Genomic DNA, 21,419 nt, shown 5'->3' with positions numbered 1-21,419 from the left:
TCCTCAAATATAAACTTGTATTTTAAAACTGTCTAGAAAAACTCTTTTACCTTTTCAAAAAAGCCTTTTTCGCCTTTTTCTGGTTTAGGCATCATGTTGTCCGATTTGCTCAGTTTCTCAAGCATATCGCGCTCTTCTGAGGTTAGTTTTTTAGGCGTCCACACATTCAAATGAATTAGCTGATCTCCTTTTCCATAACCATTCAGGTCTTTAATTCCTTTTCCCCTTAAGCGAAGAATTTTTCCGCTTTGCGTTCCAGGGTCAATTTTGATGCGCACTTTACCGTCAATGGTTGGCACTTCGATACTCGTACCCAAAGCCGCGTCTGTAAAGCTGATATAAAGATCGAACAACACATTGTTGCCGTCTCTCTTCAGTTCTTCATGTTCTTTTTCTTCAATGACAATCAATAAGTCGCCAGCAATACCACCACCGGGTGCCATATTACCTTTACCCGACATTGAAAGTTGCATTCCTTCGGCTACACCTGCAGGTATTTTGATTGGAATGATTTCTTCCTTCATTTCCAAACCAGTGCTATCAACTCCAGGAGGGCGTTGATCTATAGTTTTACCGCTACCGTGACAAGTAGAGCATGTACTGGCCGATACCATTTGCCCTAACATGGTATTCACCACTTTCTTTTGTTGGCCAGAGCCACCGCAAGTGGTACAAGTTTTAAACGTAACCCCGCTGGCACTTACCAAACGGTTTACTTTTATTTTCTTTTCGACACCATCGGCAATTTCAACCAGCGTAAGCTTAAGCTTTATGCGCAAGTTCGAACCTTTGCGTTGGCGGCCTCCTCGGCCTCCGCCTCCACCAAAAAAACTTTCGAAAGGACTACCGCCTCCTCCACCTCCAAAGATGTCTCCGAATTGTGAGAAGATGTCGTCCATGTTCATGCCGCCACCCTGACCGCCTGCGCCAGCGCGCATGCCATCGTGTCCGAAACGATCGTATTGTGCACGCTTGTCAGCGTTGCTCAATATCTCATATGCCTCGGCAGCTTCTTTGAACTTGTCCTCCGCTTCAGGGTTATCGGGGTTTTTATCAGGGTGGAATTTAATGGCCATTTTACGATATGCCTTTTTCAGCTCATCGTCAGATGCCGTTTTACTTACCCCTAATATGTCGTAGTAGTCTCTTTTTGCCATATTATGCTCCTATCACCACCTTTGCGAAACGAACTACCTTCTCTCCCAAGAAGTATCCTTTTTCCACGGTGTCTATGATCTTTCCTTTTAACTCTTCCTCAACAGGAAATTGTGTTACAGCTTCATGTACATCAGCATCAAAAGCTGTTCCTTTTTCCGTATTCATTAATTTAAGTCCTTTAGCCTCTAGTGTTTTCAAAAGCTTTTTATGAATTAATTCAAAGCCTTCCTTCACCGCTTCAATATCGTCTTGCTTCTGATTGGCCTGTTGAGCCCTTTCAAAATCATCTATTGTTGGAATTAAATCAGCCATCAAATCTTGTGAAGCCGTTTTAATTAACTCTATTTTTTCTTTGGCATTTCTTCTTCTGAAGTTTTCGAACTCAGAATAAAGCCTTAGGTATTTGTCTTTTGCTTCAGCTACCTCAATGGTCAGTTTTTCTTCAGCAGTCAACTCAACTGGCTCTTCTATTTCTTCGTTCTGCGCTTCAGCAGCTTCATTCGCCTCTGCCTCATCAGTCGTAAGGTTCTCCTTTACCACTTCTTCGTTCTCTTGCGCTTCGTTTTTCTTCTTCATCGATTCTTTATCAGTTTTTAAAAATGCCGAAAACATTTTCCTCATTCTCGCCATTTTACCTCCTTAAAAACAGACGCTCGGCTACAATTATATTGCCAAGCGTTGTTTTGTGTCATTCTGACATAAGATGAAAAAAGAAAGAAAGTAAATGGCAGTTACCTATTAGGATTTAGCAGGATTCAGTTTTGCCCAAAGTAGGTCTTTCAGTTCTTGTAATCCGATATTGGCTACAGATGAAATGAACAATGTAGGGAGTGTTTTAGGCAACATCGCCTTCATTTCTTCAATCATTTGTTCGTCTAACATATCGGTTTTAGAAATTGCTAAAACGCGCTCTTTGTCTAATAGCTCTGGGTTGAATTTGGTGAGTTCACCCAACAGGATTTCATATTCTTTGGCCACATCATCGGCATCGGCAGGCACCAAAAACAGCAGTAGCGAATTACGCTCTATATGGCGCAAGAACCTCAATCCTAAACCTTTTCCTTCAGCCGCCCCTTCAATAATTCCAGGGATATCGGCCATTACAAATGAACGGTGGTCGCGGTAAGACACCACGCCCAAGTTAGGCACTAGTGTGGTGAATGGGTAATCTGCAATTTCTGGTTTGGCGGCTGAAAGCACAGAAAGCAAAGTAGATTTACCCGCATTAGGGAAGCCCACCAAGCCTACATCGGCCAAAAGCTTAAGCTCAAGCACGAAAATGGTGTCCAAACCTGCTTCACCTGGTTGGGCATAGCGGGGAGTTTGGTTTGTAGACGTATTAAAGTGCTGGTTTCCCAAGCCACCTCTACCGCCCTTGGCGAGTATAATTTCTTCGTTGTGTTCAGTGATTTCACAAACAATCTCATTGGTTTCAGCATCACGTGCAATTGTGCCTAATGGCACTTCCAGTATTATGTCTTTACCATCCGCACCGGTACTTCCATGACCAGAACCGCCTTCGCCATTACTGGCAAAAACGTGCTTCTGATATCGAAGGTGAAGCAGCGTCCATAAGTTTGTACTCCCTCGTAAGATGATATGACCACCACGGCCGCCATCACCACCATCGGGACCACCCTTGGGTACGTGCTTTTCTCTACGCATGTGTACAGCGCCTGCGCCTCCATTGCCCGATCGGCAATAAAGTCTGACGTGATCGATAAAATTGGAACTGGCCATAGTACGTATTTAATGTGTGTTCAATTTAAAGAATAGTTTAAATCCAACTCACGGTATTTATGAAAACAAAAAAGATGATCAACTCGAAAGTGACCATCTTCAAATTACTAATTTTTACTGTGAAGATTAAGCGTATTGCTTGTCAATTGTCTTTTCGATTTGTCCGAAAATTGAATCGATGGAGCCTACTCCGTTAACCTTACAGATTTTATTTTGTTTTGCGTAGAACTCAGCAACAGGTACAGTTTTGTTGTTGTACTCCTGAATTCTCACATTAATTTTCTCTTCGTTTTGATCGTCTGCTCGTTCTGAGGTTTTACCTCTTTCCAATAAACGCTTCTTCAACTCTTCAACCGGCACTTCGAGCATTACCATGCAAGAAATGGAAGTCTCGTATTTCGTCAAAAGCTCATCTAAAGCCACTGCTTGCGCTACTGTTCTTGGGAAACCATCGAAAATAAAACCTGGAGCAGATTTAAATTCCTTTACGGTTTCTCCCACCATACCGATCACCACTTCATCTGGAACAAGCTTGCCGTTGTCCATAAAGCCTTGCGCTTTTTTGCCCAGTTCGGTGCCTTCTCCTAAATGCTTTCTGAATAAATCTCCAGTGGAAATGTGCTTCAGCCCGTACTTTTTAATGATGTTTTCGCTTTGTGTACCTTTCCCCGCTCCTGGAGGGCCGAATAAAACTATATTAACCATTTACAGAATTAGATTTTGAGGGTTCAAATATAGTGAAGGAAATTTTTAAGCTTCCTTCAATTGATAAATATCTTTGAGATTTCGGCCATGACCGTTGTAATCTAGGCCGTAACCTACTACAAATTTTTCAGGGATCTCAAACCCTACATAGTCCAGTTTCAGGTCCTTTTCAAGCTTTTCGGGCTTCAACAACAAGGTTGCTACCCGAATAGATTTTGGTCCTCTTTCCTGAAAAAATTTAATTACCTCATCCATTGTCAAACCTGAGTCAACAATGTCTTCGATCAAAATTAGATGCCTTCCGAATACGTTTTCTTGTAGCCCTAGTACTTGTTTTACATTTCCAGTGCTCTCCATCCCTTTGTAAGACGCCATTCGGATGAAAGCAATTTCTGAAGGCACAGTTACGGCTTTCATCAAGTCGCTGGCAAACATAAATGAGCCATTCAAAATGCCAATGAATAGTGGATTCTTGCTCCCGTATTCCTCGTTAATGTCTTGGGCAATTTCAGCAATGCGCTGCTGAATTTTGGTTTCGTCTAAATAAACCTCAAACTCCTTGTCTCGAACTTTGATCGTTTCCACAGGTAATAAATTTTGGCGCAAGTTAGTAATTACAATCGCTCCATCAGCACTTTGTACAAAGCAATCATGCAATCGATGTCATGCTTGTGCACTTTCTCGTCTGGGCTGTGCACATAATCTTCTGGTGCGCCAACAAAACACCAATCAAAGGGATAAGGCGAAAGCTGAAGTTCTCGGCCATCGCTAGAGCCAGCACCTTCTACCTCAAGTTGAAAGTCAATGCCCGATTCCTCAGCAATTTTGATGATTTTCTGAATATAGCTTCTGCGCGGAATATTTCTGTCGCGCATTGAAATGGCTACGCCTTCCCCGTGCGGAACGCCTTCTGTTACCCAAGTAATATCTGAGATCAAGGCTTGTTTTACTCCCCACTGCTCATACATGTGTTTGGCCAAATAGGGCACTGCTCCTCCTCCGTGTTCTTCCCAACAGCCAAAAGCAATTACTCCGTCTTCTAATGTTTCAGCTACTTTCAAAGCATTGAAGACCCCCAAGCGGTTATCCATATAACAAGACTGAATGTATTCATCATTTTCACGGAAATCGCACTCAAAAACGAGTTCCGTTCCGCGCTCAATGCCTCTTGGGAATTTGTAATAAAGGTGCCCTTCATCTTCAAATAATTCGCACTCAATAGGCCCCATTGAATCTTCTCCTACCAATTTATATCCAGTCTCTGCTTTTGGTCCACCAATGGCTACTAACTGATCGTTATAGCGTACGGTAAAGCCAATACTGTCCATATGGGCGAAAATTGCGGTACGTGGTGTACCGAATTTCAGCATTACGCAGTCTTGGAATTCATCACCGAAAATCACTTCCGGTTTGGTCTTCCATTGAGAAGCATTGACTTCCACGTAATTTAAGATGAACTCTTTCATGGCCACTTCGTTTCCAGAGGGCGCATGAATTTGGCAAAGGGTTTTTAGCAGTTTGAAATCCATAAGTGAGAATTTGGCCAAAATTAAGTTGGTCTTTTGTTATAGCCTAGCATTGTCATGCATATTCACCTTTCAACCGATATTGTTTAAACGAGTGAATGTTTCCTTTAAATTTGCAGGAATTTGAAAATCGAATGAGAGTACTCAATACATCAAACAGCATTGCCAATACTTATTTGGCTGAACTCAGGAATGTTGAGGTGCAAAACGATCGGTTGCGCTTCAGAAAAAACCTACAGCGACTTGGCACTTTGATGGCCTATGAGATTTCAAAAACACTTCATTTTGAGGAGCAAAAAATTCAAACTCCATTGGCCATCACTTCTGAACAAACCGTAAGTGACTCCATCGTATTAGTAACCATTTTACGTGCTGCTGTACCCTTTATGAATGGTTTCTTGGATGTTTTTGATCATGCCGAAGCTGGCTTTATTGGCGCTTGGCGAAAAGAAGGAACCGAACAAATAGAAGTAGCCTTGGAGTATTCGGCTGCCCCAAATCTGGACGGAAAAACTTTGATTTTAATAGATCCGATGTTGGCAACTGGTAAATCGCTGGTGGCCAGTTTGAATCAGATTCTTAAAAACGGTAAACCCGCCAGTATTCATTTGGCCTCAGTAATTGCTGCACCAGAGGGAATTGAATACCTAAAAAGGAACATCGAGGTCGGGCACGAGTTATGGACTTGGGCGGTTGATGAAAAATTAAACGATAAATCATACATAGTGCCCGGTTTGGGCGATGCGGGTGATCTTTCATTCGGGTCAAAACTTTAATTCATGCTTCTGAGTACGATTCTAATTCTTGTTTTGGGTTTAGTCACCCTAATAATAGGCGGTGAAATTCTTGTGAAAGGAGCTTCCAAATTAGCCCTGCGTTTTAACGTAAGTAGCTTGGTGGTTGGCCTTACGGTAGTTGCTTTTGGCACCTCGGCACCTGAGCTCTTAGTCAGCTTAAATTCAGCACTGAAAGGCGCACCCGATTTTGCATTGGGTAATGTAATCGGTTCCAACATTTCCAACTTGGCTTTAGTGTTAGGTACAGCAGCCCTTTTTGGGTTTATCCCAATAAAAAAAGAAAGTGCAAGAAGAGATTGGCCTGTTACCTTAGGCTCATCTTTGCTCCTCTATATTTTCGCTTACAACGGCATGATCTCCAATGTAGAGGGAACAATTCTAGTAATTCTTTTGGTGATTTATTTAGGCTCATTGCTGTATACTACCCGCAAAGAACAGATCAAACTTGATGTTGAAGAGCCTAAAGACAAGCTAGAAAAATGGGGGATTACTAAAGACCTTTTTCAGGTCAGTTTAGGTATTGTCTGCCTCTATTTTGGTGCCGATTGGTTTATTGGCGGTGCAGAAGAAATTGCCGTTGACTTTGGCGTATCGCAGCGAGTCATTGGGCTTACGGTATTGGCCTTGGGTACAAGTTTGCCTGAGCTTTTTACTTCTGTAATTGCCGCCCGAAAAGGAGAAACCGACCTTGCCTTAGGAAATTTACTAGGCTCAAATATTTTCAATGTTCTTTCTATTATAGGGATTACGAGCATCATTAAGCCACTTTCGGTGAATATGGACATTCTCCATACCGATTTCCCATGGATGATCGGCATTACATTACTCATCCTTCCTTTGATGATCTTCCGTAAAAGACTAGGAACGCCCTCAGGAATTATCCTGATCGTATCTTATCTTTTATATGTGTTTTTCTTATTGAAGTAATGTTAGAAAAGGCTCTTACCTATTTTGGGATTTATTTATTGGCTTGTCTCAAGTCCATTTTTCCGCCTTTGATGGGGCCAGCCGCGGGTATGAGTCCATTGGAAATTATCATTATCACCATGGCTGGCTTAATGACCAGTGTAGTGCTCTTTTCCTTTTTAGGAGAGAAGATCAAAAAGAATATTCTACCCATTTTCATTAAAAAGAAAGGTAAGTTCTCACCTCAGAGCCGTAGAATGGTGAGGATTTGGACAAAATACGGCATTATTGGTACCTGCTTTCTCACTCCTCTAATTCTATCTCCGGTGGGTGGTTCTCTTTTGGTGTCAACTGTTGGTGCTCCCCGCAAACAGGTGTTTTTCTATATGTTTATTTTCGGGCTGTTTTGGTCAGTTGTCTGGACATTCTCAGTGGACTGGCTGATTAATCTGGGCTTGGTTGGTTCGAGGTGATTACTGTAAGCTTTTTCTCTTATTCACCTCCCTGCCCTCCTCAAGGAGGGAACGCATTGTTGGTTTAAATTTGACCTTCTCTTTTATGCTTAACTTTTTATCGACTTGGATTCCTTTACTGCCAAACTATTCCCCTCCTCGGAGGGGCTGGGGGTGGGTTTTCTCATTTCAATTCAACAGCTGACTTATCAAACTCACACTAAATATCGTCAACATAAACCAACCAATAAAACCCTGAATAATGGCTAAGTAACGGGGCAGGCCTTTGATGGGGATTTCTCCAAAGCCGAGGGTGGTAAAGGTGTTAATACTCAACATTAGCGCATTCAGCATTTTGATAAAGATGTCATAGGTGAGCGCAATCAAAAAAGCCGTGATCAGTAAAACGGACTTGCCGCCTTGTTTGCTAGGTTCAGTCTCGCTCCACTTGCCTTTTAAGAAGTCGATTTTCTCTAGAAACCAGGAGAAGGTTCTTGTCCCAGCCACCGACCATTTATAGAGTGGCATTGCAGTAGCCATAAAGAATTTTGGTGCGGTTTTGCCTTGTTCTAACAAGTAGGTTTTGAAGTCTTCTGCATTAAGTAAATCTTGCTTTTGCTCTTCTAAATAGACTTCATGAATACCCGAATCTCTATTTACATATTTCAGAAAGAATCGATACCTGTCCATGATTCGATTTTTACCATGACTATCCCAGTAATTAGGGAAGAAGAGGTAGACTAAGGCAAAAGCAAGGATTACTTTCATAGAAAACACAATTGCTTTCGCAGGCTTTGTGCCATAAGCAGAGAAAAGAGCTAAAAACTGGTTGATCTTCCAGGTGAAGAAAGCCTCGAAATTGGGAGATTGAAGATAGGAATATCTTAGCCTTTGTGTTTCTAAGTCTTTAATCTCAGTATATACAAGATTGGCATTTTCAGTGTCATGCTGCAATTTATATTGATTATAAAATTCAGTGAGAAGCCTTATGTTTGACTTATGGGCACTTTTGTTTTCTATTCGAGTATGAGTTTGATGGTACAGTAAGGTGCTGTCTCCAAAAATAGTATTCATCATTTCCGATAAGTTAGTACCCTTGGTAGATGCCAGATCTATAAATTGCCTGTAACCATTGTCAACTACTTTATTTACCCATTGATCCCACTCAACATTGCCATTTTGATAGTTATCTAAGTTTAAAATTACATACTTATGAAATGTATTATTGGAGATGTTCATTCGTTGAGACTCATTAGAAATAATATCTAGTTGAATACTAGACTTCACTATGTTATTGTTAAAGGTGAAATCCGAAGTATTTGTGCTTCTGATGATAAAAGTTGATTTGAGATCAAAAACAGTATCTTCGATTTTTAAGCTCTTATTTCTCGTGAAAAATTGCGATTCGGCATTAGCTTCTCCCAACAATTTACACTCCACAAATTCAACCATTCCTCTAGATGAAACGGTTTCTCCCCACGCTTTTCTCGGACCATACTCAAGATTAATGCCTTTTGTGAAATTAGCTTTGGTAAAATAGATATAACTTTGTGATATAGATATTTCACCAAAAGGGGATTGAACAACTTCTTCCATTTCCTCTTTTAATTGAGTCAAAATAGCTTTAAACCTATCGTCTGAGGTGAACGACAATTCTTCTTCAAAGGTGGTTTCATTGAAAAGTGCTACTACACAATTGGTCATTGTAACCTTCCGCTTAAAAATGACTTTTTGAAAACCACTGAAAATTGGAATAACGTTTTGTCTTGAAATTGAAACGGCCGATGATTTAAAATGTACGTTGTCTAATAACAGTTCCTTATCGATCAAAAGCGTGTCCTGTCTTGTGATCACTGCATTCCTTAACTCCGGATCAGCGATACTACTAGATATGGCAGTGAAAAGAGAATCTGTATTTGGGTTATAGGATATGATTGCATCTGAAAGGCTGAAGACGGTGTCTTCTTCCATCTCTACCATTTCAAAAAACTGTGCGAAGGACAGTTTCTTATAATTAATATTTTCTTGAGCGAATGCTGAGAAGGAGGTAAACAATAGCAGTACTGCGAGCGGGAGGTGTTTTTTCATTTGGGTTGAAGATTTGGCTTAAGGTAAGCAGAAATTGGTTATTAGTTATTGGTGCTCGGTGCTCGGGTTTTGGTTAAGAGTGATTGGTTAATTGTTATTAGGGTAATTGGGAATTGGTTGTTTGCCGTCATTCTGAGGGAGTGTGCGACCGAAAGAACCTCCTTATCGCTTGACGAATTCGTTTTTCATTGATGAGACCTGTCTGCCGAAATGCAGGTTGCCGTACTCCGCTCGCAAAGACGATAAGCGATCTGGTTTTCGCACTATGCACTAGGCCTTCTCAATACCCAATACTCCAGACTAGTTGAGCAGCTGAGAAATTAACGAAACCGAGAAAATCGTCAACCCCGAATCGCTCTATAAGCTCTCGGGACTAACCAGGGCAATAGGTTTTCAATTTGAAAAACCAGCTTTAATTTAAAAGTTGGCTTATCAAACTCACTGAGAAGATGGTTAGCATGAACCAACCAATAAAGCCTTCAATAATAGCTAAGTATCGGGGTAGGCCTTTGATAGGGATCTCACCAAAACCTAGTGTAGTAAAGGTATTAATGCTTAGCATTAGTGCATTGAGCATTTTAATGAAGATGTCGTAAAGTAGGGCGATTGTAAATATGACTATCGTCAAAGCGGTTTTAAGCTTTCTCTTTTTAGGTTCCGTATCCTTCCAGCTGCCCTTTAAGAAATCTACACGGCTTAGTAACTTGGCATAAACAGTTGTGCCTGCAACAGACCAACGAAACAAAGGTTTCGCGGCATTATAAAAGACACGAGGAACTTCAGATTTATGCTCATCCAATACTTGCTGAAAAGCGTAAGCACTTTCTAACTCGGCTTTCTGTTCATCTAGGTAAACGTCCTGAATGCCTTTGTTATGTCTTAAGTATTTATGAAAAAAGAGGAAGCGGTCCTTTATACGGTTCTTACCATGGCTATCCCAATGGTTGGGGAAGAAAAGGTAGATCAAAGCAAAGGCTAGAATAACATACAGGGAGAAGACAATGGCTTTGGCAGGCCTAGTGCCATAGGCCGAGAAAACCTGTAAGAACTGATTAATTTTCCAGGTGAAGAAATTCTCAAAGGAAGGACTATCTCTGTATTCGAAGGCCATTCTTTGAGTTTCTAATTTTTTCAAGTCTACATATACTTTATTAGCAGATTTTGTATCGAATTTTTCCTTGTAATGCCTGAGAAACCCACTGAGTAAACCAATCTCATTTTTGAAAACAGTCTCATTTTGTACCCTAATTGAATCTTTGTACTTGATCTTGAGATCTGACAGCGTTAGTTCACTATATAGTGTTTTTAAATTTTCAGCATTTATTCCATTTACTCCGATTCGATTGATCAAACCGTTTTGAAATTGATCATAGTCTAAAGTGAATTGATTATTAAATCCCGTTAAATTCAATTCAACTATATTCTCAAATTCATTCTTAGTAAAATTTAGTCTTGCCTCATTCTCCAAAAATGTAATATTCACATAGGTATCAGTTTCAAGAAATTTGTTGTTGCCGAAGTCTAAAGAGCGAAAACTCTGCCAAACTAGTGCCGTATAACCAATGCCGTTAATTATGTTTTCTTTGAATGAAATATCAGCATCTTCTCCACTGCTGTAGATTAATATGTCATAACTCGAATCGCCAATTTTCCTACTAAAGGACTTACTAAATGTGTTTTGATTAATAGTTAGTAGTCCAATACGCCAGAGGTTATCACTAAATGTCTGAATTCTTACGTGTCCTTTGAAACTATTCTTATTAAGAATTAGAACATCAGAATTACTCATTTTAGCCGCCAACCCAGTTGGAGGAGCAGCTGTTTCATTATCAGTGTTTATAATATTGAAGTAGCTGTTAAACGTACAATGACTAATGATTAATCCAACGGTGTTAATAAACTCAACTTTCTTATTGAAAGTGATGTTATTAATGCCAGGTAAGGATACTAGATCATTCTCATATCCTATAGCTTTACTCTCAAAAACAGTATTGATAAATAGGAGTTGTTTATTGACTGTTCGTGGTTGATTGCCGCGTGTTTCCGGAGTAAAAAACTCTCCATTAAGCGTAACATAAAAAGCAGAGTCTTTTTCAGGGTTATATTTAATAAAAGCATTTTCAAGTTTGAAAATGGTGTCATCTTCTGCTTCTATTAGAGTAAAGAGTTCTGAAAACGAGTAAGTTTTATAATCGGAGCTGACTTCCTGGCTTACGATTGTTTGACAAAAGAGGGAAAAGAAAAAGGTAAGGCCAAGGGCCAAGAAATTGATTCGCATAGTGGTTGAAGCTTGGCGTTAAGGTAAGCAGGAATCAGGGAAACAGAAAACGGGTTTTTATTAGTACGTCATTCCGGTTTTTGTAGCAAAGCGAAAAAATACCGGAATCTCCATTTTAAGATTCGAGTTTTATTCGGGAGATTCCTGAACTCCGCGTAGCTCCATCAGGAATGACGTAAAGGAATCTAATTCAGCAGCAGCGAAATCAAGCTCACTGAAAATATGGTCAACCCCGAGTCGCTCTGTAAGCTCTTGGGACTAACCAGCACAATTCGTTTTCAATTTGAAGTTTCAGTGTTAATTCAAGAGCTGTGATAATAAGGAAACACTAAATATCGTCAGCCCCGAGTCGCATTTCATGCTATTGGGATTTCCTAGAAAGATGCGTTTTCAAATGTTTGTTCAATCATCAGTTTAATAATTGGCTAATTAATGACACCGAGCATATCGTCAACCCCGAATCGCTCTATAAGCTCTCGGGACTAACCAGCACAATCCGTTTTCACTTTTAAGAATCATTTTAATTCAAAAGTTGGCTAATCAAACTCACACTAAATATCGTCAACATAAACCAACCTATAAAACCCTGAATAATGGCTAAGTAACGGGGCAGGCCTTTGATGGGGATTTCTCCGAAACCCAGTGTGGTAAAAGTGTTAATACTCAGCATTAAGGCATTCAGCATTTTGATGAAGATGTCATAGGTGAGCGCAATCAAAAAAGCCGTGATCAGTAAAACGGACTTGCCGCCTTGTTTGCTAGGTTCAGTCTCGCTCCACTTGCCTTTTAAGAAGTCGATTTTCTCTAGAAACCAGGAGAAGGTTCTTGTCCCAGCCACCGACCATTTATAGAGTGGCATTGCAGTAGCCATAAAGAATTTTGGTGCGGTTTTGCCTTGTTCTAACAAGTAGGTTTTGAAGTCTTCTGCATTAAGTAAATCTTGCTTTTGCTCTTCTAAATAGACTTCATGAATACCCGAATCTCTATTTACATATTTCAGAAAGAATCGATACCTGTCCATGATCCGGTTCTTCCCATGGCTATCCCAATGATTAGGAAAAAAGAGGTAGATGAGTGCAAAGGCAAGAATAACATATACAGAAAAAGTAATGGCTTTGGCTGGCTCGGTACCATAAGCTGAAAATAACTTAAGAAATTGGTTGATTTTCCATTTGAAGAAGCCGTCAAACGTCTTTTTTTCTGAATATAGATGAGCTAATCTTGCTGTTTCTATGTCCTTAAGTTCGATATAAACTTCGTTTGCACTTTCCGTATCATGTTTCTCTTTGAAAAGCTTATAAAACCTTCCCCTAAGATCAATTTCCTCATTGTATGTGTCTTTATGCTTAATTCGCAGGCTGTCTTTATAATAACGAATCTTCGCTTCGGAGTAGAATTTATCTAATGACGATCCTTTGGAGAGCGTGTCAAATTCATTTAGGATTGAAATCTTGCTAAGGTAACTTTCAACATCGATTAATTTGTTGCTGATGTCACTCCAATCAAGGATGATGTTCTCAAGTTTATTAGCTTTCAATATTACATGACCAGCAAAAGAATTGTTTGTGAGTTTACTCTTGTTTTCAATGTCGGTATTGACCTCTATTCTTACCCTAGGTGTATTAAAAAGATTACCATATATTTCCAATCCATTCTCAGCGATTATCCATAAAATAACTTTATCGGAAATATCGGAGTTCAAAACAGCTAATTTGGCCCCTAAAACTGCGATTCTAGAATAAGAAGAGTTGTTTAAAGATGAAATTTTACTGTTATCGATAATTAGCCCTGGGTAATTATTTAGAGCAGGATTTGTCAATAAACCATCGAAATCCAAAGTTAAGCTGATCCCTCCCCTAAAATTGATGTTTGTAAGCAAGTATGGGCGCGGATATAAATTGGCGGTCAGATTTTGAGGTTTAACATCGTCAGTTCGGCTATTAAATGACTTTTTAAAAGTACTGTTGGAAATTGCAAAAGTGAAAACGTTGGTTAAGGTTACTTCTTCTTCAAAACTCATCAAATAGAATGTTTGAACAAACCTTTCTTGAGAGTTATTCAAGAACCTGACATTGGTTAAGTTGATTTGCTTTTTAATAAATAGGGTATCTGTTCTAACGCCATTAGTTTTAGTTATGGGTTTTAGGTACTTCAAATCCTTTTGATCAGCGAAGTTTATAAAGGCATTTTTTAACTCAAAAACAGAATCCTCTTCATCTTCAATCATCTGAAAGAACTCAGTGTAGGAGTATTCAGTGTATTTGATTTCTTCTTGGGCGAGTGCAGAGAAGGAGGTAAGCAGTAGCAGTACTGCGAGGGTAATGAGGGTGAGGAGTTTTTTCATTTTATGTATCGTCATGATTAGGTATTCCCCTCCTTTCGCTTGCGCTTTCTATTCCCCTCCTTGGAGGGGCTAGGGGTGGGTTATCCTCCTTGGCAGAGGTGGGTTCTATTTCACTAATTGTGTGCATTAACTCTGTAATCACCCAATTGATATTTTTCTTTACATCCAAATCGTCAAATCTTACAAACGGCACACCCAATGACTCTAGTCTTTTTTGTCTTAAGCTGTCCTTTTCGGGTTGGTCATCATAATAATGACTTTCTCCATCTATCTCTATCGCCAATTGTAAGTTTTTGCAGTAGAAATCTACAATAAATTCATCAATTGGAATTTGGCGACTGAAGCGAACGCCCAATTGCTTGTTCTTAATTTCATTCCAAAGGAGCACCTCGCTTAGTGTCATGTCTTTCCTGAGCTTTTTTGCTAAGGGCAGTAGTCGTGAGTTATATGGAATTATCTTTCTCATTATTTATTGCGACCCACCCCTTTATCCCCTCCAAGGAGGGGACTTACTACGCGTTTAAGTTTTCTAAAAATGATGATCATAATCGTCACTAATTAATTTTGTTTCTTCTCACTTGTGCTAGAGTCTGGTTGTTACGTATTCCCCTCTTCTTGCTTGCACGGATCATTCCCCTCTAGGGAGGGGTTAGGGGTGGGTTGTTTCATTTTAATTCAAAAGTTGGCTAATCAAACTCACACTAAATATCGTCAACATAAACCAGCCGATAAAGCCTTGAATAATCGCTAAGTAACGCGGTAGACCTTTGATCGGGATTTCTCCAAAACCCAGCGTGGTGAAAGTATTAATGCTCAACATAAGTGCATTGAGCATTTTGATAAAGATATCGTAGATCAACGCGATGATAAAAATGGTAATGGTAAGTGCTGTTCTAAAACCACGGACTTTCGGATCTGTTTCTTTCCAGCTTCCTTTTAAGAAGTCGACCTGTCTTAGAAGTTTAGCATAAAGCGTTGTGCTGGCTACTGACCATCGGTAAAGTGGTTTGGCTGCCTTGTAAAAGAAGGAAGGGACTTCATCCTTATGCTCATCCAAAACCTGTTGAAAGGCCAATGAACTTTGTAATTCTAACTGTCTATCTTCCAGGTATACATCGTGAATGCCTTTGTTGTGTCTCAGGTATTTATGGAAAAATAGAAAGCGATCTTTGATCCGATTCTTCCCATGGCTGTCCCAATAATTGGGGAAGAAGAGATAGACAAGCGCAAAGGCTAAGATTACATACACAGAAAAGGTGATAGCCTTTGCAGGTTCTGTACCGTATGCCGAAAATATTTTGAGAAATTGGTTGATTCTCCATTTAAAGAAGCCATCGAAGGAAGGATTTTGATGATACAAATAGGCTAACCTCCTTGTCTCCAAATCTTTAATTTCTATGTAAAATTGGTTAGCGGACACTGCATCATGCCTACTGTCGAAATAATTCTTGAACAAACCTCTCAAAGCCACTTCGGAATTGTAGAAGTTCACATCTTCTATCATTTGTTTTTGCCTGTAGTGGTCTAAATCCTTTTTAGAATAGAAATCATCTTGCCGAAATTGTCCCTCATCTATTCTAGGAAAAATGTATTCCATATAAGTTCCATCATCAATCAGTTTCTCAGAGAGTCCGGATCCGTCAATTAGTGTATTCACCCTATCCAATTGATTTATCGAAGCTATGATTGCGCCTGACCATTGATTACCTTTCATTGTAACGAAGTCGGTATTTTGGTCATTGAAGTCCAGCTTAGTTATAGGCACATTAAATTCATTGTCATTGATACTTAAGTTGAAAAGCCTCTCGTTATTTTGGTTTTGAGTGTTTGCTGGTTCTGAACTAATTGTTAGATGCGCGGAGCCTCCAATAATATTTTTATTGAACAAGAGTTTTTGAAATACGGCACCCAAAATGGTAATCTTTTCATTTTTTTCTTTGTGAGCACTAATAACATTTTCAAACAGTGTAAGCTCAAGACTTCTTTTATCAGTAACAGTGTTTGTTTCGAAACCATTTTGAAAGTTGGCACTGCTTATTACTAGGCCCGATTGAAAGTTAGAGCTGCATATATACAACGATGGAGCAGGGAAATCTGGTAATAATGATTCGAAATCTTGAATTTGCCGATTGAACCTAAATGTTACTGTGCTATTAAAAGTAGATTGAGCCACCATAAAATTAATGCAGTTGGTACATTGGATGGGTTTAGAAAACACGACTTTCCCTATTCCGAATAACCCCCCAGAGTTTGAAGTTGCATAGCTTTCTATCACGATATTGGTCAATTCCAATGCCTTATCAATCCTGATGGAATCCTTATTAGCAGAAGTAAGATTGAATGGCTTATCAAATTCGAAAGTCAGTTTAAACTTTTGATCGGTCTCTTTATTAAATTTTAGAAAGGCATTAGATAATCTGAAGACCGAATCTTCCTCCTGGTCAATCATTTGAAAGAACTCAGAGAATGAGTATTCTTTGAGTTGAATCTCTTGCGCGGCAAGTTTGGGCAAACTAAGAAGGCAAAGGACAATGCAGATTGCCCAGGTTCGTGTGGTTTTGGTCATTGGTTGAATTTGGTAGGCCCTTTAAAAGGCTTATCAATATATTGAAATGACAGGGGTTAAACAACTGCTTGAATTTCAAACCATTCCGTCATTGCGAGAAGCCTTTCTTGCGCTAGCAAAGAAAGGTGACGCGGCAATCTCAGTTGTTCATTAACTTAGAGATTGCTTCACGTCAGCATCATCACTTCGATAGGCTCAAACAGGTTCGCAATGACGGCTATTAAAGACGGCTGAAGTTCACTATTCCCTCTTAACTCCTAACCCGTAACCATTATCTACTCAAGCCTAATCACTATCTTAGAGCAAAGAGAAGTTACAATGGCCCTGATTAGCAAAAAGAAGATTCCCTTTAAAATAAGCGAAGACCTACGCGCCTACCTTTTGCGCTATAAACGGCTTATAGAAGTGCCTATTCAATACGATGATTTGCTGAGGTACGATAACGCCATTCCGCTATATAATTCGAAGGGAGACGACACCCTTTGGGAAACGGTTTTCTATCCGCAAGACGATATGAAGGATATTTACTTGGCGCTCAAAAAGATCTATTCTGTGCTAATGGCCGATGGAGATGTTGGGGTGATGGAACACTTAAAAGTAGACCGGGTAGACCTTTGTGCTTTTGGTAATACGAAGCCTTTTAGGGTGCGTATTGTCAACCAAATCAACGATAACTTCGATTATTTCTATGTAAAGAATGCCGATGCCTCCAGAATTTATGGGCTGGAATTAGAGCATTTGCTTTCGCCCAACAGAATGAGTTATGTGGTGCATAAAAACACCTTAATCGAAGAACACATTGTGGGTATTCCGGGTGATGAGTTTATCAAAAACCATATGAAAAGTAAGCTGGTCAACGAGATCAGGCTGGCCAAAGAATTTGTGAAATTCAATGAACGCTGCTTTGTTCGGCTTTTGGGCGATATGCACTCCAGCAATTTTGTAGTGAGTGTAACGCCAGATTTTGAAGAGGTTACTTATCGATTGAAGGCCATAGATTTCGACCAGCAATCTTACGAAGGGAGAAAGAGTGTGTACCTGCCTCAATATTTCAAACAGAATAACCAATTGATTGAATTGGGGCTAAAGCACATGACCCCAGCAACGGTAAAGCAATATCAAAAAGAAGAGCGCTCTTTAATTGCCAACCGACTTAGGGTGGAGCGTTTTAGGGTGTTAGACCTGATCAATGCCATGATTAAAGATACACTGGCTTTTCCCGAGCAGGTGAAAAAACTTGGAAAAGACCTCGCTAAATATTACGATGAAAAAGCATTTCTAAAGTGTACCAACATGGGACAGATCGTAAGAAGGAGCCTTTGGATGGTGATTAAAAAACCAGATTTGTATGGTGAAAAGTGATGCAAAAAATGCTGATGTAATCCAGTGTGGTTTATTTGGAAGATGAACGCAGTGAGGTTCTCCGTATTTTATGATATATGTCATCTGTGATCATGAATAATGTTAATGCTGTTTGATGTTGAGAGTTGTTAATTTGATGCTATGGACGTAAGGTTAAAGTTTTTAGGTGGAGCACAGTCGGTTACGGGTTCAAAGTATTTGCTAGAGCTTGATAAGCACAAGTTACTAGTCGATTGTGGTATGTTTCAAGGCTTAAAAGAGTTGAGGCTCAGAAACTGGGATGAGTTCCCGATGGACGCCACCACCATTGATGCGATTGTTCTTACGCATGCCCATATTGATCATTCGGGTTACCTGCCAAGAATCGTAATGGAAGGCTTCAGTGGGCCAATTTACTGCACGGAAGCCACCGCTTCGCTTTTAGAAATTTTGCTTTTGGATGCCGCTAAACTGCAAGAAGAAGAAGCCGAATTTGCTCAACACAAAGGCTATTCCAAGCATAACCCTCCTTTGGCCTTGTTCAATACGGAAGATGCAACAAAGGCACTTGAAATGGTGGTGCCCATACCATACCAAACGCCAGTTAATGTTTTATCGTCCGTAACGGCTACTTTTTTCGATGCGGGACATATACTTGGGTCGGCTATTGTGTCCCTAAATATCCAAGGGGAAAGCCAGCAGAAAAAGATCGTATTCTCAGGCGATTTAGGCCGTTATAATCAGCCCATGTTAAAGGATCCTTATGCGATGCATGATGCGGATGTCCTTTTTATTGAATCCACTTATGGCGATAGGGACAATATAGCCGAAGATATTGAAGGGCAGTTGGCCAGTATCGTGAAAACTGCATTTGACAACGATGGCTGTTTGCTGATCCCCTCTTTTGCGGTAGGCAGAACTCAATTACTGCTCTACTATTTCCACCGCTTATTGACCACCAAGCAGATTCCGGCATGTGATGTCTATATCGACAGCCCTATGGCCATTAGCGCGACTAATTTGCACAAAATTCATCGTGACGACCACAAACTCAGTATAGGGCTGGGCGAACATGAGTCCATTTTCGATTACCCACGCTTTAAATATTACAGAACTCAAGATTCTTCATCGACTATCAACAGCATTCAAAAGAATGCCATTATTATTTCCGCCAGCGGAATGTGTACTGGGGGAAGAATTATGCATCATTTATTCAATCGCTTACAGCGAAAAAATGACACACTCTTGTTTGTGGGTTATCAGGCAGAAGGAACACGAGGCCGAAGAATTCTGGAAGGAGAACCTACTTCTCGTATTTACGGTATTGAAGTGCCTGTTAAATGCCATGTCGAACACATCAATGGGCTATCCGCACATGCCGATAGAAGCGAATTAATGCGTTGGGCAGGTCAGTTTAAAGAAGCGCCAAAAGTAACTTTTGTGGTGCATGGTGAATTGAAAAGTGCCCATCACCTGGCTTTAAAACTCAAAGAAGAGTTGCATTGGCCAAACGTAATGATTCCGCGATACTTAGAAAGCTTTGAGCTTTTTACGGGAATTTAATCTGTGGCTTTTGGCTGCCTTATATCGCAGCCGTAGCCACCATTTCTACCAATAACTCTGGACGAGCAAAAGGGGCTTGAACGCAGGCACGGGCGGGTGGATTTTCTTGGTCTACCCAAGCATCCCAAACTTCATTCATTTGGCCCACAAGGCTCACATCGGAAACAAAAATCTGAACCATCAGTAGCTTGGATTTATTAGAGCCCACGCTTTCCAAATGTGCATCTATTTTATTCAACACACTTTGGGTTTGGCCTTTTATATCTTGCGTGTCGTCTTTGCATACTTGGCCCGCCAAATAAATGGTGTCGCCATGCATTACAATCTGGCTCATTCGGTGTGATTTGTTCAGTCTTTCCATCTCTAATGTTTTTTGTGACTTATAATTCTAAGCTATTCATTCTTTTTTAACTATTAAATGATAAACGAAAAAAGGTGTCCTTTTGAGACACCTTTTCAATTCAATATTTTGGGAATGCTTATACCGAAAAACTCTCTCCGCAACCACAAGTGCGCGAAGCGTTCGGGTTTACAAACTGAAAACCTTTTCCGTTCAGTCCGTCAGAAAAATCAAGAGTAGTACCCAATAGGTACAAAAGGCTTTTTCTGTCAACCAGAATTTTCACGCCTTTGTCTTCAAAAACCTCGTCTTTCTCTTTTATTTCAGAATCAAAATCAAGGTCATACATCAGGCCAGAGCAGCCTCCGCCTTGCACCGAAACTCTAATGTTATTGTCATTCGCTTTTCCTTCCTTAGAACGAAGTTCGAAAATTTTATCTTTTGCTGAATCTGTTACAGTTATCATTAGGCCACAGGATTAAGTACTATACTAAAAACGGTTATTGTGTTGATGTCGCGTCCATAATATAATTTATCGAGCGCATCGTACATATTGCCCGCTCTGAAATACGAAGTGTGCAATTCTTTTTCACCCTTCGCAATCCACTGAACGGTATAAGACTGGTATTTGTCTTTGTAAGACTTTACATAGTCTAACATTTTTCTTAACGCATCGAGCTTATCAATGCCCAACACAGACTGGAAAAGAAAAGATTGATTGTGTCTAGGGCTAATCGTAATCAGGTCGAGTTTGGTTTTACCCTCGCTTTGCTGAAACTCAAAGCTCAACTCACTTCCTTTGATACTCAAATGGCTTTCAATCTCGCGTTGAAGCTTAATACTCTCTACATGGATATCAGTTCCGGCACCAGTCATATGCATTGATTTTTTTATGCTGCCCAAATGCGATAATTTGGACTTCGATTAGAAACAGGCACAAGGCCTCGAAAGTTTCCTTTAATTTACAAAGATAGTTAATGATTCAATAAGTCTATGCGAAAGATAGAACACATCGGCATTGCCGTAAAGAACCTAGATAATTCCAACGCCCTATTTGCCAAGTTGTTTGGCGAGCCTCATTATAAGATAGAAGACGTGCTCACGGAAGGGGTGAAAACCTCATTTTTCCAAGTAGGGCCAAATAAAATCGAATTACTGGAAGCCACCAACCCAGACAGCCCAATCGCCAAGTTTATCGAAAAGAAAGGCGAAGGCATTCACCACATTGCTTTTGACGTGGAAGACATTGTGGCCGAAATTGCACGCTTAAAAGCGGAAGGTTTCACCGTACTCAACGAAACACCCAAAAAAGGAGCCGACAATAAAATCGTTTGTTTCCTTCATCCCAAATCAACCAACGGAGTATTGGTAGAGCTTTGTCAGGAAATCAGTGGAACAGTATAACAGGAAATGGGAATTAGAAAATAGGGGAAAAATAAAGTAAAAAAACAGGCATTTCGGGAACTCAAATTGCTGGAAAAAACTCAGCATTACCTGATACCTGATACCTGATACCTGATACCTGATACCTGATACCTGATACCTGATACCTGATACCTGATACCTGATACCTGATACCTGATACCTGATACCTGATACCTGATACCTGATACCT

General features: G+C 40.1%; 20 protein-coding genes. 6 read left to right on the top strand and 14 right to left on the bottom strand.

All coding sequences use genetic code 11. The features are described from left to right. Positions 1–32: 32 nt before the first annotated feature. The 6 genes from dnaJ to VOI17_RS17620 all read right to left on the bottom strand — a co-directional run bounded on the left by dnaJ (position 33) and on the right by VOI17_RS17620 (position 5,132). Positions 33–1,157 (bottom strand): molecular chaperone DnaJ, encoded by a 1,125-nt coding sequence (gene dnaJ / locus VOI17_RS17645; protein WP_068414041.1) that lies wholly within the window; start codon positions 1,155–1,157, stop codon positions 33–35. Between the two features lies 1 nt (position 1,158). Further along, positions 1,159–1,779, bottom strand: coding sequence for a nucleotide exchange factor GrpE (locus VOI17_RS17640; RefSeq protein WP_323758549.1), 621 nt, complete (start codon positions 1,777–1,779; stop codon positions 1,159–1,161). A gap of 117 nt (positions 1,780–1,896) precedes the next feature. After that, entirely contained in the window at positions 1,897–2,898 is a 1,002-nt protein-coding gene (gene obgE, locus VOI17_RS17635) for a GTPase ObgE (RefSeq protein ID WP_323758548.1), read from the bottom strand. A gap of 126 nt (positions 2,899–3,024) precedes the next feature. Further along, positions 3,025–3,603, bottom strand: coding sequence for an adenylate kinase (locus VOI17_RS17630; RefSeq protein ID WP_323758547.1), 579 nt, complete (start codon positions 3,601–3,603; stop codon positions 3,025–3,027). Between the two features lie 45 nt (positions 3,604–3,648). Further along, positions 3,649–4,188, bottom strand: coding sequence for a hypoxanthine phosphoribosyltransferase (gene hpt / locus VOI17_RS17625; protein ID WP_323758546.1), 540 nt, complete (start codon positions 4,186–4,188; stop codon positions 3,649–3,651). 29 nt (positions 4,189–4,217) lie between these two features. Next, on the bottom strand, positions 4,218–5,132 hold the full coding sequence (locus tag VOI17_RS17620) for a M20/M25/M40 family metallo-hydrolase (protein WP_323758545.1): 915 nt from the start codon (positions 5,130–5,132) through the stop codon (positions 4,218–4,220). A gap of 131 nt (positions 5,133–5,263) precedes the next feature. On the opposite strand from VOI17_RS17620, the gene upp reads away from it, so the two are divergent. Genes upp through VOI17_RS17605 form a run of 3 tightly spaced genes read left to right on the top strand, consistent with a single transcriptional unit; the run spans position 5,264 to position 7,305 of the window. Continuing rightward, the gene (gene upp / locus VOI17_RS17615; protein WP_323758544.1) at positions 5,264–5,905 is read left to right on the top strand and encodes a uracil phosphoribosyltransferase; all 642 of its coding nucleotides are present in this window, start codon (positions 5,264–5,266) and stop codon (positions 5,903–5,905) included. Between the two features lie 3 nt (positions 5,906–5,908). After that, entirely contained in the window at positions 5,909–6,853 is a 945-nt protein-coding gene (locus tag VOI17_RS17610) for a calcium/sodium antiporter (protein WP_323758543.1), read from the top strand. Then, positions 6,853–7,305, top strand: coding sequence for a hypothetical protein (locus VOI17_RS17605; protein WP_323758542.1), 453 nt, complete (start codon positions 6,853–6,855; stop codon positions 7,303–7,305). Before VOI17_RS17610 ends, VOI17_RS17605 begins: the two co-directional genes overlap by 1 nt. A 168-nt stretch (positions 7,306–7,473) precedes the next feature. Here the strand turns inward: VOI17_RS17605 and VOI17_RS17600 are convergent, their stop codons facing one another. The 5 genes from VOI17_RS17600 to VOI17_RS17580 all read right to left on the bottom strand — a co-directional run bounded on the left by VOI17_RS17600 (position 7,474) and on the right by VOI17_RS17580 (position 16,560). Then, complete coding sequence (locus VOI17_RS17600) at positions 7,474–9,372, bottom strand: potassium channel family protein (RefSeq protein ID WP_323758541.1); 1,899 nt, start codon at positions 9,370–9,372, stop codon at positions 7,474–7,476. A 412-nt stretch (positions 9,373–9,784) separates the two neighbouring features. Beyond that, the gene (locus VOI17_RS17595; RefSeq protein WP_323758540.1) at positions 9,785–11,650 is read right to left on the bottom strand and encodes a potassium channel family protein; all 1,866 of its coding nucleotides are present in this window, start codon (positions 11,648–11,650) and stop codon (positions 9,785–9,787) included. Between the two features lie 520 nt (positions 11,651–12,170). Further along, positions 12,171–13,994: a potassium channel family protein gene (locus VOI17_RS17590; protein ID WP_323758539.1), complete on the bottom strand. Its 1,824-nt coding sequence runs from the start codon at positions 13,992–13,994 to the stop codon at positions 12,171–12,173. A 1-nt stretch (position 13,995) separates the two neighbouring features. Next, positions 13,996–14,460: an endonuclease domain-containing protein gene (locus VOI17_RS17585; RefSeq protein ID WP_323758538.1), complete on the bottom strand. Its 465-nt coding sequence runs from the start codon at positions 14,458–14,460 to the stop codon at positions 13,996–13,998. Positions 14,461–14,664: 204 nt separating this feature from the next. After that, positions 14,665–16,560 carry a potassium channel family protein gene (locus VOI17_RS17580; RefSeq protein ID WP_323758537.1) on the bottom strand — a complete coding sequence of 632 codons (1,896 nt, stop codon included), beginning with the start codon at positions 16,558–16,560 and terminating at the stop codon, positions 14,665–14,667. Between the two features lie 318 nt (positions 16,561–16,878). On the opposite strand from VOI17_RS17580, the gene VOI17_RS17575 reads away from it, so the two are divergent. Next, complete coding sequence (locus VOI17_RS17575) at positions 16,879–17,922, top strand: hypothetical protein (protein WP_323758536.1); 1,044 nt, start codon at positions 16,879–16,881, stop codon at positions 17,920–17,922. 141 nt (positions 17,923–18,063) lie between these two features. Next, a complete protein-coding gene (locus VOI17_RS17570; protein WP_323758535.1) occupies positions 18,064–19,464 on the top strand; it encodes an MBL fold metallo-hydrolase in 1,401 nt (466 codons plus the stop codon). 19 nt (positions 19,465–19,483) lie between these two features. On the opposite strand, the gene VOI17_RS17565 is transcribed toward VOI17_RS17570, so the two are convergent. From VOI17_RS17565 to VOI17_RS17555, 3 genes are all read right to left on the bottom strand, one after another. After that, positions 19,484–19,825, bottom strand: coding sequence for a RidA family protein (locus VOI17_RS17565; protein ID WP_323758534.1), 342 nt, complete (start codon positions 19,823–19,825; stop codon positions 19,484–19,486). A 118-nt stretch (positions 19,826–19,943) separates the two neighbouring features. Then, complete coding sequence (locus tag VOI17_RS17560; protein WP_068414010.1) at positions 19,944–20,270, bottom strand: HesB/IscA family protein; 327 nt, start codon at positions 20,268–20,270, stop codon at positions 19,944–19,946. Then, a complete protein-coding gene (locus tag VOI17_RS17555) occupies positions 20,270–20,707 on the bottom strand; it encodes a hypothetical protein (protein ID WP_323758533.1) in 438 nt (145 codons plus the stop codon). The genes VOI17_RS17560 and VOI17_RS17555 overlap by 1 nt, the downstream gene beginning before the upstream one ends. Before the next feature lie 90 nt (positions 20,708–20,797). Here VOI17_RS17555 and mce point away from each other — a divergent pair, with 90 nt between their 5' ends. Then, positions 20,798–21,208 carry a methylmalonyl-CoA epimerase gene (gene mce, locus VOI17_RS17550; protein WP_323758532.1) on the top strand — a complete coding sequence of 137 codons (411 nt, stop codon included), beginning with the start codon at positions 20,798–20,800 and terminating at the stop codon, positions 21,206–21,208. Positions 21,209–21,419: the final 211 nt, after the last annotated feature.

Origin of the sequence: Roseivirga sp., from assembly GCF_034669765.1 — a bacterium.
GTDB lineage: Bacteria > Bacteroidota > Bacteroidia > Cytophagales > Cyclobacteriaceae > Roseivirga.
Note: the sequence above shows the minus strand (reverse complement) of the source record. Positions and strands in the feature narration are given on the sequence as shown.

Bases quoted from the DNA above. Each gene is read 5' to 3' on its own strand.
- VOI17_RS17570 (WP_323758535.1), top strand. From the start codon at position 18,064: ATGGACGTAAGGTTAAAGTTTTTAGGTGGAGCACAGTCGGTTACGGGT.
- upp (WP_323758544.1), top strand. From the start codon at position 5,264: ATGAGAGTACTCAATACATCAAACAGCATTGCCAATACTTATTTGGCT.
- VOI17_RS17585 (WP_323758538.1), bottom strand. From the start codon at position 14,460: ATGAGAAAGATAATTCCATATAACTCACGACTACTGCCCTTAGCAAAA.
- VOI17_RS17630 (WP_323758547.1), bottom strand. From the start codon at position 3,603: ATGGTTAATATAGTTTTATTCGGCCCTCCAGGAGCGGGGAAAGGTACA.
- VOI17_RS17580 (WP_323758537.1), bottom strand. From the start codon at position 16,560: ATGACCAAAACCACACGAACCTGGGCAATCTGCATTGTCCTTTGCCTT.
- dnaJ (WP_068414041.1), bottom strand. From the start codon at position 1,157: ATGGCAAAAAGAGACTACTACGACATATTAGGGGTAAGTAAAACGGCA.
- VOI17_RS17595 (WP_323758540.1), bottom strand. From the start codon at position 11,650: ATGCGAATCAATTTCTTGGCCCTTGGCCTTACCTTTTTCTTTTCCCTC.
- VOI17_RS17620 (WP_323758545.1), bottom strand. From the start codon at position 5,132: ATGGATTTCAAACTGCTAAAAACCCTTTGCCAAATTCATGCGCCCTCT.
- VOI17_RS17560 (WP_068414010.1), bottom strand. From the start codon at position 20,270: ATGATAACTGTAACAGATTCAGCAAAAGATAAAATTTTCGAACTTCGT.
- obgE (WP_323758548.1), bottom strand. From the start codon at position 2,898: ATGGCCAGTTCCAATTTTATCGATCACGTCAGACTTTATTGCCGATCG.
- VOI17_RS17590 (WP_323758539.1), bottom strand. From the start codon at position 13,994: ATGAAAAAACTCCTCACCCTCATTACCCTCGCAGTACTGCTACTGCTT.
- VOI17_RS17610 (WP_323758543.1), top strand. From the start codon at position 5,909: ATGCTTCTGAGTACGATTCTAATTCTTGTTTTGGGTTTAGTCACCCTA.
- VOI17_RS17605 (WP_323758542.1), top strand. From the start codon at position 6,853: ATGTTAGAAAAGGCTCTTACCTATTTTGGGATTTATTTATTGGCTTGT.
- VOI17_RS17640 (WP_323758549.1), bottom strand. From the start codon at position 1,779: ATGAGGAAAATGTTTTCGGCATTTTTAAAAACTGATAAAGAATCGATG.
- VOI17_RS17600 (WP_323758541.1), bottom strand. From the start codon at position 9,372: ATGAAAAAACACCTCCCGCTCGCAGTACTGCTATTGTTTACCTCCTTC.
- VOI17_RS17565 (WP_323758534.1), bottom strand. From the start codon at position 19,825: ATGGAAAGACTGAACAAATCACACCGAATGAGCCAGATTGTAATGCAT.
- mce (WP_323758532.1), top strand. From the start codon at position 20,798: ATGCGAAAGATAGAACACATCGGCATTGCCGTAAAGAACCTAGATAAT.
- VOI17_RS17575 (WP_323758536.1), top strand. From the start codon at position 16,879: ATGGCCCTGATTAGCAAAAAGAAGATTCCCTTTAAAATAAGCGAAGAC.